This is a genomic window from Actinoplanes sp. NPDC049265, from assembly GCF_043197135.1.
Lineage (GTDB): Bacteria > Actinomycetota > Actinomycetes > Mycobacteriales > Micromonosporaceae > Actinoplanes.
In genome coordinates this window covers 390,242-402,906 of record NZ_JBICSP010000004.1, presented here as the reverse complement: position 1 = coordinate 402,906, position 12,665 = coordinate 390,242, and the positions used below count along the sequence as shown (strand labels likewise).

Below are 12,665 nucleotides of genomic sequence, written 5' to 3'. Positions count from 1 at the left end.
ACAGATCCCTCCACTTTGGTCTTGATCATTTGCGTCAGCCGAACGTAGCACTTCTGCAGTGGTCAATACAGAAGTAGTAGACTTCTCACATGGAAGAGTGCCGGAAGCCGCCGATGGGCAGGCCGAGAGGCTTCGACACGGAGGCCGTACTCGAGCGGGCCATGCTGGTCTTCTGGCAGTACGGCTACGATCGCGCGTCGCTGACCGATCTGACCACCGCCATGGGCATCGCGGGCACCAGCATGTACGCCGCCTTCGGCAGCAAGGAGGAGCTGTTCCGCAAGGCGCTCGTGCGCTACACCGACGCATTCACCCAGTACGAGGCCCGGGCGCTGGCCGAGCCGACCGCTCGCGAGGTCGCCGCGAACCTTCTCAACGGTACGGTTCAGGCGACCACCGCCCCCGGCCACCCCACCGGCTGTTTCGCCGTCCAGAGTTCGCTCATCGCCGGAAATCCGGGGCGCGACATCTTGGCGGCCTGGCACGACGTGGGCTGGGGCCGCCTCCGCGACCGCTTCCGGCGAGCCATCGACGAGGGGGACCTGCCGCCCGAAACCGATCCCGGCGTGCTCGCTCGATATCTCAAAACAGTGGCCAACGGCCTCGCGGTTCAAGCGGCGGGCGGCGCCTGCCGCGCGGAACTGCAACAGGTCGCCGACGCGACGCTACGAAGCTGGCCCGGCCCTGCCGAGCGGTGACGGCCGGGGCGAGTCAGCCGGCGTCGGCGGCCATGATCGAACCGGCGCCGAGGGGTGTGTCGGTGGCGAAGACCTGATGCCGTTGATCGTGTCGAACAGCCACAGCCGCGCGCCCGGGTGCGGGCGTTGCCGGCGGCAGATCAGCCGGGTGCCGGCCGGGAACGAGGCTGGTCCTTCGGGTGGATGCCCAGCACGCCCGGCCGGCCTGCTGTCCCGCGTCGACGCGGGACAGCAGGCCGATGGCGCGATGCTCCCGCCCGGGGGCCGGCGTCGGGAAAATCACCCCTGACTCGATGGCAATTGAATTGCGGTGAGGGTCCGGTGGCGTAACGTCACCCGCCATGAGAACCCACATAGGCAGTCGTCTCTCTGTCTTACTGGCGAGCACCACAGTGGTGCTCGTCGGGTCGGTCGGTGCCGTGGCGCCGGCGTACGCGGGGGGCGCCGGCCCGACGCCCGGCTCGGCCGGCGTCGGTGACCGTCTGTATCCGACACTCGGCAACGGTGGCTACGACGTGCAGAATTACGACCTGCACGTCACGTACCCGCAGAAAGATCCGAAACAGACAGTGACCGGTGACGTGACGATCACCGCGGTCGCCACGCAGAACCTGTCCCGTTTCGACCTCGACTTCGGCGGTGACTCGGTCGGGTCGGTCAAGGTGAACGGTGACCCCGCGACGTTCACCCGGGACGGTGACGAGCTGGTCATCACGCCCAAGCATCACCTGCCCAAGGGGCAGCGTTTCCGGGTGAAGGTCAGCGGTTACAAGTCCACGCCGATCGCGGCCAACGCGAGCTCGCCGGCCGGCTTCGTGACCACCACCGACGGCACGTTCGTGGCCGGTCAGCCCAGCGAGTCGCACAACTATTTCCCGAGCAACGACCACCCCAGCGACCTGGCCACGTACACCATCGCCCTGACCTTCCCGCAGGGCTGGATCGGCGTGGCCAACGGCGTGCACCTCGGCGACACCACCGCCGGCGGGCAGGTGACCTCGACCTATCGCGAGAGCAAGCCGTTGGCCAGCGAGCTGATCCAGGCCGCGGTCGGTGACTACGTGGTGCAGGACCGCCCGGCGGTGCAGGGCATCCCGATCCGTGACGTGGTGCCGCGCCGGCTCGCCGCCGGCCTGCTGCCGAAGGCCGAGGTCGAGCGCGATCAGCTGGCCTGGATGATCGGCAAGGTCGGCAAGTACCCGTTCGAGAACTACGGGTCGCTGGTCGTCGACACCAACCTGGGTTTCGCCCTCGAGACCCAGACCATTTCGCTGTACGACACCAGCCTGTTCGCCGCGCCGAAGTTCGTCCTCGACCCGGTGATGACCCACGAGCTGTCGCACATGTGGTTCGGTGACAGTGTGGCGCCGTCCGAGTGGAGCAGCGTCTGGCAGAGCGAGGGCCACGCCACCTGGTACGAGCTGCAATACGCCGAGGAGACCGGCGTCTTCGAGGACTACACCGGCACGCCCGACCGCGAGACCTACTTCAAGCAGGTGTACGCCCGCGGCGACTCGTATCGCAAGCGTTACGGCCCGGTTGCGGCCCCGCTCAAGGCCGACGTGATCTGGGACGTCTTCAACCCCAACGTGTACGACGGGGGAGCGCTCGTCCTCTACGCCCTGCAGCAGAAGATCGGCGAGCGTGACTTCCAGCGCCTCGAGCGCGAGTGGGTCAAGCTCAACCGCGGCAAGGCCGTCGACAGCCACGACTTCATCAACCTGGCCTCCGCGATCTCCGGCCAGAACCTGAAGCCGTTCCTGACCGACTGGCTCTACGGCACCAAGACCCCGCCCATGCCCGGCCACCCGGACTGGACGGTAACTCCCGCCGCGTCGAGCGCGCCCCTCGCCGCCACGGCCCGGCACCGCTGACCCGACCCGCCCCGGGGACCCACGTCCCCGGGGCGGTCACCGCGGGTCACCGCTCACTCGTCCGGTTCGTAGGGCACCGGCTCGAGCCCGTCCTCACCCTGCCACCAGCGCGAATCCGGCCCGTAGTAGATGTCGCGGGCCCACTCGTCGGGCGACTGGTGAAAGATCAGATCGGTGTCGCCGATGTAGTCGATGTGTCCCCAGGTCTGGTTCACCCGGCCCACCGCTTCGTCCTGGGTGATCGGGAACCGGGCGGCCATCTGGTACACCACCTGCCCGACGAAGCGACGGGCCCGGTCGGACATGCGCGGCTTCAGTCCCACGACGCGCTCCCGGGCCGCCGCCTGCCGCGTGTCACGACGCCGGCTCCTTGTGGTGCTCGGCGACCTCACGGAAGAAGGCCGCGGCCTGCGCTCCACTCGTGCTCATCACTCCTCCGTCGACCTCGCCCGCCCCGCCCGCCGGCCCGCCCCGCCCGCCGGCCCGCCGCGCTCACCGGCCCGCCCCGCCGACGTGAGGCGGGGCGGGACCGGGTTCAGTCCTCGGGACGGTCGAAGGAGACCAGCTTGGTCCGGTAGGTCTCCTTCCCCGACTCGGGAACGATCTCGATCACGAAGTCGGGGAGCGCGCCCTCCTTGGGCTCGTCGTTCTCGTCGGCCATTCCGGGCTCGTCCATCCAGTCGATCATGTGGATGGTGACCGCGTACCGGCCCGCCTCGGTCGGCAGCACCGTGATCTCGTCGTCGCCGAGGTCACGGCCCACTCGCTCCAGCCCGCTGAGCGCGGTTTCACCCTCGGCGACCAGGAGGTATGGCTCCGACGAAACCGTCAGGAACTGCCGCTCGCGGTCGCTCAGCGGCTCGACCGGATCGCCGAGCCGGACAGTGAACTGCCAGGACCCGTCGCTCTCGATGTTGACCGGTACGAAGGCACCGGCTTCGACGTGCTGGAGCAGTGCCGCGTCCTCGGCCAACCGGTCGTCCCAGTTGTCCTCGGTCACGTCCGCGAAGTGTTCGGGCTGCCAGAGTCCGAACATTCCGGCGTCGGTGCGGACCGGCTGGGTCGTCTCCCACTGGTTGGGCACGGCACTGCTCCTGTCAGTCGTACTGGCGTCATCTGTCCGAGATGTTGACCCTAGCGACGGGATCGCCAGGTTTCAGTCCGAGCTTGTTCATCTGATTGCTGATCTGGGCGCCGATACTTCGGTTGACCGAGGAATCCAGTGGCCACATGTTGCCCGCGTCGTCCTTGCCGCCGAGCTGCAGCTCGATCTTGTGGTCGATGTCGGAGCCCGGAACCGTCTTGTTGCCGGCCTTCTTCCAGGTCCGGCTGGCGCCGGCGCCCCGCTTGACGTTGGTGACGACGAGCTTGTCGGCCTTGTTGAGGAAGCCCACCTTCTGGTCGGCGGCCTTGCGCTGCGCCTTGCCCCAGGTGTCCTTGTACTTGAGTTCGAGCGTGGCGCCCTTGCAGTTGTGCACCAGGACGGGCGCGTCGCCGACCCGTACGTAGTAGGTGTGGATCCCGTCGACGGTGAGGTTGTGAACCGTGCGGTTCTCGGTCCAGTGCTTGACCGACAGCACGGTCACCAGGTGGCCGTCCGGCGTCCGGATCTCGTCCCCGGCGACCAGGTCACCGGCGTCGAGGAAGACGCCCTGGTTGTCCACCCAGAACGGGTGTCCGTCGGTGGCGACCACCGAGCCCGTCCGGTCACCGGCCGCGCCGTCGGTGTCGACGGTGACCCGGACCAGGTCTTTCTGGCCGTGGCCCTCGATCAGGTCGACCACCGGCCGGCCCGCGGTGATGCCGAGTTCGGGGTCGGTGGCGAGCACCTCGTCGCCGACCTGGACGTCCTCGATGGGTTCGTAGGTGCCGTCGGCCATGAGCACCGCCGTGCCGGGGATGAAGCTGTTCGCGGCGCAGTTTCCGCCTCGCGCGGCCGCGCTGCTGCCGCCTCCACCGGCCTTGCCCGCACCGCCGCCTCCGCCGCCGGCGCGGGACGGTGAGCCACCGCCGGTCCGGGCGCCGGGGCCGCCGGCTCCCTTGCCGGCCGAGCCGCCGCTCCCGCCGGCCTTGGCCGGTCCGGCGCTGCCACCACCGCCCGCGGCCCGGGCGCCACCTGTCGCTCCGCCACCACCGGAGGCGGCCTTGCCCGGTGACGGTGCCGCCTTGCCGGCGCTCTGGGCGCCGTTGGCCGCCTTGGCGCCGCTGCGGGCCGCGTCCGCGCCCTTGGCCGCCGACTGGGCCGCGTCGGCACCCTTGGCGGCGTACTTCACGCCCTTGGCCGCGGAGGCCGCGTACCCGGCGAACGGGATGGCCGAGGCGGCCGATAGCGCGGCGTTGGCGTAGTCGCCCTCGGCCGCGTACCAGGCCGCGTTGGCCAGGTCGGCGACCTCACCGACGCCCGGCACGAGGCCGGCCACGTCGAGGGCGGCGTGCCCGATGTCGCTGAGCGAGAAGTGGCCGTCGATCTCGACCTGGGAGACCGGGTTGCCGCCACCGAACGCGTACCGGTTGTTGGTGAACGGGTCGGTGGTCAGGTTCATGTCGTCCAGGGCGCCGTTGTAGTTGTCCTGGGTGAGGAACCTGTTCAGGCCGGGGTCGTAGTCGCGGAACCCCATGTCGTAGTCGCCGGACGACTGGTCGAGCCGCTTGCCGTTGAAGCGGTACGCGTTGTACGGCTCCTGGGCCGGCTCCTCCGGGTTGGAGGGCTTGTCGACGCCGCTGAACTGGCTGTCGTCTTCGTTGCCGTAGGCCGAGTATCCGTACGTCGACCGCGAATCACCCTGCTCGTCGGTGATCTGCTCGACGTCGGTGTGCGGGTTGTAGCCCTGGTACGACGTCTCGAAGCTACCGTCGTCGGAGAACTTGGCCTGTGACAACATCTCGCCGTCGGGCCCGTACTGGTAGGTCTTGCGAAGCTTGCCGCCCTCCTCCTCGGACAGCAGCTGGTCGGTCAGCCCGAGGTACGAGAACGTGGTCGTCTTGCCGCCTTCCTTGCGGGTCAGCTGCCGGTCCAGCGGGTCGTAGGTGTACTCGGTGTCCTTGTCCGCCTTCTTGGTGTGCTTGATGACCCGGTCGAAGCCGTCGTAGGTGTACTTCTCCATCTCCAGCTGGCCGGTCACCGTGCGCGACTGCCGGCCGAAGTCGTCGTACTCGTACTTCGTCTCGACACCCGAGGTGGAGGAGGTCTTCAGCCGGTTCCGGTCGTAGTTGAAGGTGGTGACGGTGTTCTTGATCTCTTGCCGGATGACGTTGCTGTTGGCGTCGTGCAGGTATTTCTCGGTGCCCGCCCCACTGCCGGTCTTGGTCTGCTCACGGATCCGGTCACGCGGGTCGTAGTCGTACGTCGTCGTGGTGTCGATGTTCGCCGACTTGTTGTCCGCGTTCTGCTTCTTGGCGACGTCCTTGGAGCGGTTGCCGTTGGCGTTGTACTCGATGGTGTGCTCGTTGACGACCGTCGAGTTGTTCGACTTCTTCTCGACCTGGTGCTGCATCTGCTCGTCGAGGTAGTAGTCGTACGTGACGGTGTTGCCGTTGCCCTTCTTCTCGGTCTTCACCTGCTGCCGGGGCGTGTAGGTGAAGCTCGTCGTCTTGGCGTCCGGGTCGTCCGAGGTCTTGCCGTTCTTGACGCTGGCGACCAGGTCGGCGTCGTCGTAGGTGTATTCCGAGAACGTCTTGTCGTGGGTCCGCTTGAGCAGGTCGTCGTTGACGTCGTAGTCGTAGGTCGTGGTGTTCTTGACCGACCCGTTCAGCTTCTCCTCGATCTTGGTGGAGCGGTTCACGACGTCGTACGTCATCAGGTAGGTGTCGATCTTGGCGTCGCCGCTCTTGTCGAGCATCTGCGTGAGGTTGGCGTTGACGTCGTAGGTGAACTCGAAGTTCTTGCGCGGCTTGTCCCCGCCCTCGCCGTCGTCCCGTTGCGTCTTCTGCTTGCCGTCCGGGAAGAACGTCCACGTCTGCTGGCGGGTCTTGCCGTTCGCCCCGGTGAGCTTGCGGGACGTCTGGTCGCCGATCGCGTCGTAGTCGAACTCGGACTTGATGTTCCACGGGTCGGTGCTGGTGCGGTTCCAGCCGTTGTCCCAGTACGTGTACGTCGTGTCGGCCCGCTTGTCCTCACCGTCGGAGGGCGGCGCGCTGACCTTCGCGGTGTTGCCGGCCTTGTCGTACTCGTAGATCGTCTTGGCCGCGGTGCGGTAACGCGGCTCCGGATCGTCGTCGTTGACCGGCTGCTGTTCCTCCTTCACCCGGTTCAGCACGTCGTAGACGGTGACCGCGGTGAAGTCGTTGGGGTCGGAGGTCTCGGTGCCACGCGGCGACTCGACGTGGGTCTGGTTGCCCACCTCGTCGTAGCGGAACCGGGTGGTGCGTAGGACGAGGTCGCTGCCGGAGCCCTTGTGCGGCACCTGCTGCTCGGAGAGCATCGAACGCTCGTCGTACTTGAGCAGAGTGCGGTTGTGCTCCTCGTCCTCGCTGACGGTCATGTTGCCGTCGCGGTCGTACTCCTGCTTGCTGACGTTGCCCTTGGCGTCGGTGACCGCGGTGGTCCGGCCGTTGAGGTCGTAGTCGTATTTGACGTTGTAGTCGTCCGGGTTCGGGGTCTTGGACTTGCGCTGGTCGGCGAAGGTCTTGAGGTTGCCGACGACGTCGTAGGTGGCGGTGACGTCGCCGTTGATGGCGTCCCGGGCCTTGAGCATCTGGTTGAGCTCGTCGTAGGTGTACGTGATCGTGTAGTCGTCCGGGTTGGCGGTCAGCGTCCCCTTGGGCTCGGTCTCCCGCCGCAGGTTGCCGACGTTGTCGTACTCGTAGGTGGTGATCCGGTCGGCGGCGCCGGTGCCGTCGCTGGGGTCCTTGCGGAACACCACCCGGTCGGACGGGTCGTGTCCGGCTTCCACGACGGCGCCGTTGGCGGCCTCTTCACGGACCACGTTGTCGTTGCCGTCGTAGGTGGCGCCCGGCGTGAAGATGTAGACGTTGTTCGCGGCGTCCTTGGGCTCCCGCGAGCCGAGCGGCCGGCCGAAGACGTCGTAGGTGTATGTCGAGGTCTTGTCGGCCGCGTCGGTGATCGACACGACGTTGCCGATCCCGTCGTACTCGTACTTCTCGACCTGGTTGAGCGCGTCGGTGATGGTCGTCGGGTACCCGACCGGGTCGTAGTCGGAGTACTTCGTGGTGTTGTCGTTGGCGTCGGTCGAGGTGAGCTGCTGTCCCCAGGTGTCGTACGTGTAGACCGACGTGTAGTCGCCGGTCTCGGGCGTGGCGTTGCCCTTGGGGTCGGTGACCGAGGTCAGGTTGCCGTACTGGTCGTAGCCGAAGGTGTGCTTGCGTCCCCCCGGACTGGTCTTCGCGGTCAGGTCGGCGACGTGCCCGTTGAGCCCGAAGCGGTACTCGTATTTCTGTGGCGCCGTGTTGTTCTTGTTGGCCTCGGGGTCGCGGATCTCCAGCGGCAGGCCGGTCTTCTCGTCGTAGGTCCAGGTGGTGACCGCGCCGTTGGCCTCCTGCATGCGCCGGACGTTGTTGTCGGCGTCCCAGGTCAACTCGGTCTTGTTGCGCTTGACGTCGGTCAGCAGGGTCGGCCGGCCGTAGCCGTCGAGCGAGTAGGTCGACGCGTTGCCGTTGGCGTCGGTGACCACGTTCTCGATGGACGAGCCGGTAGTGCCGTCGGGGTCGCGGTAGCCGAACGCGGTCGCCTTGTCGTTGCGGTCGCTGACCCGTTCGGTCCGCCACTTCAGCAGTTCACCGGCCGACGGCTGGTAGTAGCCGAGCGTCGTCCCGTTGCCCCGTGGGTCGTCCACCCGCACCAGCCGGGGGTTGAGCAGGCCGCCCGCGTCGTCGTAGTAGAAGCCGAACGGTTTCTCGGCCGGGTCGCCCTGGCCGTCGATCACCTGACGCAGCTGCCCGGAGTCGTTGTAGGTGAAGGTGATCCGCCGTCCGGTGACGTCGGTGATCGCCCGCAGCTGGCTGACGATCTGCGCGTTGTTCAGGTTGGCGGCGCTGCGCTTGTCGTCGCTGTTGCCGACGTAGTAGTCGAAGCTGTCGCCGAGGTTGTGGTACTCGAAGGTCAGCGTGCGGCGGCCGGTGGCGTCGGTGATGTATTTGAGCACTCCGGTGTTGCGGTTGCCGATCGCCACCCGTTCGTAGGTGAACCGCATCTCGTTGCCGTTCTTGTCGACGACCGCGGTCTGGTAGCCGTCGGAGTCGAAGTAGAACTGGCTGCGGTCGGGCCGGGTCATCACCCAGGTGCGCATCGGGTCGCTGTCGCCGTTGCGCTGCAGATAGAGGTGTACGCCGGCCGGGCTGTCGTAGTCCCAGTCCTTCTCGTCGGTGCTGTCGTGCCGGTTGAGCTCGAACCAGTGGCTGGTGCCGTCGCCGTCGGTCAGCGTGATCTTCTCGGGCCAGCGTGGGTCGAGCCCGGTGAACTGCAGCGGGGAACCGAGCCGGGTCACTGTCGAGGTGGACAGCGACCAGCCGTACCCGAGGTAGGAGTTGGAGCTGTCCTGGCTGTTGTAGGACAGGCGCAGGAACGTGGACAGCCCGCGGCTCGGGTTGCTGAACGCGTTGTAGCTGAACACCGCGTTGCCGGAGAACTGGTTGACCATCACGGTCGAGCCGGAGCCCGCGTTCTGCCCGGTGTACTGGTAGAACTTTTCCAGGCCGAGCTGGTCGGAGGTCGGGTCCTCGACGGTGATCGGCTGGGCCAGCGGCGGGATCTCCCACACCTGCGACAGCCACTGCCCGGTGGTCTTGTTCTTCAGGTCCCACTTGAGGACGAACTTCTGCCGCTTGTTGCCCTGGTCGAACCGGACCGGGGTCATGATCTTGGCGTTGACCGTGGTGACCGCGCCGGACGCGAGGTCAACCGGCAGCGCCGTCTCGCGCTGGTTGTCCGGGTTGGTGACGTCGGTGCCGTCGGCCAGCTCCCAGTGGTACGAGAGCACCCAGTCGTTCTTGGCCCAGGTCGAGCTGGTCGAGTTGGTGATGGTGACCGGCGCGGTGTACTCGTCGCCGGGGATCATCCGGGACGGCACGGTCGGCGCGTAGTACGTGTTTTCCGTGGCCGGCGCGGTGTAGATCACTTCGAGCCGGGGCCGCTGGCGCAGGTCGGGCACCTCGCCCGCGGTGAAGAGCACCCGCTGGCTCGGCGACGTCTCGTTGGCCAGCCGGAACAGCACGCCCTTGTTGCTGGTGGCGCTGTTGACCCAGCCCTGCACCAGCGAGGTGGCGTCCCAGTTCTGCCAGCGCGGATCGGTGCCGACGTTGTCCACGTAGGAGGCGGCCGCGGCGGTGTAGTCGCCGCCCGCCGTGGTCCACGCGGCGGCGCTGCTGGCGCGGTCCCACGAGCCCGTCGCCTCGTCGAAATCCCTGGTCAGGCCGTGCATCTGGAACCGGGCCCCGGTGCCGCCCTCGGAGTAGACGCCCCACATGCTGGCCGTGGCCCGCAGCACCTTGGTCCCGGTCGGCAGGCCGGTCATGCTCGGCCACTTCACCACGGTGCGGCTGGTGCCGTAGACGGTGCCGTTGTTGCCGACCTGGACCAGGCCGCCGCCGTCGAGCACGTCGTGCCCGGTGGTCGGCTCCTTGCTGGTCAGCGTGGTGTCGGTGGAGTTGCCCTGCAGTACCCGGACGATGTGGCCGGCCTTGGGCAGCTGCACCTGCTCGGTCGGCGACGGGATCAGTTCGCCGGACTTGGTCTTCACCACGATCATGTAGTACGACGGCGGCCCGAACTCGCTCGGATTGTTCGCCGGCGTCGGTTTGCCGCTGGTGTCGCTGTAGCTGGTGCGGTCGGCGCGGACCGGCGCGACAAGCGTGCGGTCGGTCGGGATGAAGCTCTGTGCGGTGCTGCGGTGGACCTGGTATTCCAGGATGTCGTCGCCGGCGTAGGCGCTCCAGGCGAGTTCGGCCCCGGTTGACCTGACGGTCGTCGGCATCTGCAGCGTGACACCGGGCTTGCCCCAGGTCAGCAGCAGCGTCGGGAAGGTGTCGACCTCGCCACCGAAGGCGTTCTCGGCGCCCTCGTAGCGCGGGCCGCTGAGCACCTGGGCCTCGTTCGGGGTCTTCAGGACGAAGCCGTTGTTGGTCTGCTTGCCGTCGACCCAGTCCTGCACGATATTGCGCACGCTGAACGTGTGCCAGACGTGGTTCTGCTTCTTGCCGCGGTGCTCGGTGGCCGACTTGACCAGCCGGATGCCGTCGGCGACGACTGTCTTGTTGGCGACGTCGCCGAGCATGACCTTGTGGGTCGTGCCGGCGTTGAAGGTGAACCGGCCGAGCGAGACCCACGCGCCGTTGCCCGAGCCGGTGGTCTGGTTGACGTCGACCTTGGTGCTGCCGCCGGCGTGGAAGACGGTGTACGGCGTCTTGGTCGACCGGTCCGAGCCGGGCACGTAGTGGGTGAACACCTCGTACGAGCCGGCCTCGGTGACCCGCGGCACCCAGGTGAACGTGTCACCGGTCTTGGCGCCGCTGTTGGCGCGGTACGAACCGCCGAGGGCCGCGGCCGACGTGACCGAACTCCACTCGCCGTTGACCGCGACCTTCGTGCCGTCGGAGTTGTCGATCTGCTCGGTATTGGTGCCCAGCTCGCCGACGGCGTTCTTGACCGTGTTCCAGGTGACCGAGTTCTCCGACCAGGGCACGGTGGCCCGGTGGGCGCTCACGTCCATCTCGGTGTCGTCGTACGTGTTGAGCATGTTCTGGTCGAAGTAGAGCTTGAGCTGCGCCGAGTCGAGGCGGGTGCCGGCCGGCACCTCGGTCAGCGGGAACTTGACCAGGCTGCGGAACGTCGCGTTGGTGCTGGCGTCGATCGGGTTGGTGCCGACCGACAGCCGCCAGTTCGCGTCGTAGTTGGTGGCCGGCTCGTACGAGTTGACCATGCCGTCCTGCGCGTCGCCGACCTGCGGCTGCACCTTGATCGTGGGGTCGATGACCACCGGGTAGCGGCGGTTCCGGTCGCGCAGCCAGGCGTTGTCGGCGGTCACGGTCAGCCGCAGGTCACGGCCGGTGCCGCTGAGCGTCTGGGTGACCTTGCCGCTGAACCCGGTGCCGGTGGCCGTGCCGGGCGCCGCCGCGCTGTCGTACATGAACGGCTTGGGCAGGTAGAACAGCGGCCGGCCGTCGGCGTCGGCGGCCCGGAACGCGACCGAGCCGTCGGCCTGCTGGGCGGCGGTCACACCGTCGAGGGAGAGCCGGAACGTGTACGTGGCCGGACCGCTCGGCGCGCGGTCGAGGACGATCTTCTCCTTGAGCGCGGAGGAGGTCACGTCGTACGCCACGTCGGCGGTCCCGAACACGTCCGGGAAGCTCACCTTGCTGCCGGTCACCGCCGGTGTGACCGCCCGGCCGGTGCCCTCGGCACCCACCACGACCGAGCGGCCACCCAGCTCGTAACGGACCAGGCGGTCGGTCCGGTCGCCGAACTGGCCGGCGAAGGTGTTCCGGAGCGAGGCGTACGGGTACCCGGCGGCGTTCGAGCGGGTGATCCGCGTGTCGATGTCCTGCCAGCGCCCCTTGCCGTCGCGGTAGTGCACCGGGGTGGCGCTGACCTCGGCCTGGGTACGGCCGTCGGCGAGCCGCCACACCGTGGCGTTGGCCGTGCGTGCGCCGGTCACCTCGGCCACCCGCTTGGCCGCGGGCATGGCCTTGGCCGCGGGCGGATGCGCCGGATGGGCCATCGTGCTGCCCGGCCCGGGCGGCGTCGCGGCGACCGGCCGGCCGCGGACCGGCTGCAACCCGGCGGCCCGGTCGGCGGCCTCCTGTGCCGCGTGGATCTCGGCGTCGGACAGACGACCGTCGTCGCGCAGCAGCCGCGGTGCGACCACCGCGGTGGTGCCGGCCACGGCCAGGGCGAGCAGGCCGGCACCGATGGCGGTGCGCCGCCGACGATTCCGGTCGGGTGAGCTTTGCATTGCGAATCCCCCCGATTGCGCAATTGCGCACGATTCAGCGCCACACGCCCCGTCGATAAAATGGGCGTGCGTGAATAAGAGTCGGAACAGATGTCTCAGACGCGTACAGAGCGCGTCGGACCGAGCAGACTCGGCCCCCCGTGTGTGGTTGCTCTACGGCAACTGACCGTGAAAATATCAGCACCGCC

Annotated in this window: 5 protein-coding genes; 2 read left to right on the top strand and 3 right to left on the bottom strand. The window is 67.9% G+C overall.

The features are described from left to right. The first annotated feature begins 161 nt into the window (after positions 1–161). Together ACGFIO_RS13955 and ACGFIO_RS13950 are read left to right on the top strand one after the other, a co-directional pair. Positions 162–698, top strand: coding sequence for a TetR/AcrR family transcriptional regulator (locus ACGFIO_RS13955; protein ID WP_392826243.1), 537 nt, complete (start codon positions 162–164; stop codon positions 696–698). Positions 699–1,039: 341 nt separating this feature from the next. Further along, the gene (locus ACGFIO_RS13950) at positions 1,040–2,572 is read left to right on the top strand and encodes a M1 family metallopeptidase (protein ID WP_392826241.1); all 1,533 of its coding nucleotides are present in this window, start codon (positions 1,040–1,042) and stop codon (positions 2,570–2,572) included. Positions 2,573–2,625: 53 nt separating this feature from the next. On the opposite strand, the gene ACGFIO_RS13945 is transcribed toward ACGFIO_RS13950, so the two are convergent. From ACGFIO_RS13945 to ACGFIO_RS13935, 3 genes are all read right to left on the bottom strand, one after another. Beyond that, positions 2,626–2,895 (bottom strand): hypothetical protein, encoded by a 270-nt coding sequence (locus tag ACGFIO_RS13945; RefSeq protein ID WP_392826239.1) that lies wholly within the window; start codon positions 2,893–2,895, stop codon positions 2,626–2,628. 212 nt (positions 2,896–3,107) lie between these two features. Further along, positions 3,108–3,656, bottom strand: coding sequence for a hypothetical protein (locus ACGFIO_RS13940; protein WP_392826237.1), 549 nt, complete (start codon positions 3,654–3,656; stop codon positions 3,108–3,110). A gap of 28 nt (positions 3,657–3,684) precedes the next feature. Then, positions 3,685–12,477 carry a DNRLRE domain-containing protein gene (locus ACGFIO_RS13935; protein WP_392826235.1) on the bottom strand — a complete coding sequence of 2,931 codons (8,793 nt, stop codon included), beginning with the start codon at positions 12,475–12,477 and terminating at the stop codon, positions 3,685–3,687. Between the last annotated feature and the right edge of the window lie 188 nt (positions 12,478–12,665).

Bases quoted from the DNA above. Each gene is read 5' to 3' on its own strand.
- ACGFIO_RS13955 (WP_392826243.1), top strand. From the start codon at position 162: ATGCTGGTCTTCTGGCAGTACGGCTACGATCGCGCGTCGCTGACCGAT.
- ACGFIO_RS13950 (WP_392826241.1), top strand. From the start codon at position 1,040: ATGAGAACCCACATAGGCAGTCGTCTCTCTGTCTTACTGGCGAGCACC.
- ACGFIO_RS13935 (WP_392826235.1), bottom strand. From the start codon at position 12,477: ATGCAAAGCTCACCCGACCGGAATCGTCGGCGGCGCACCGCCATCGGT.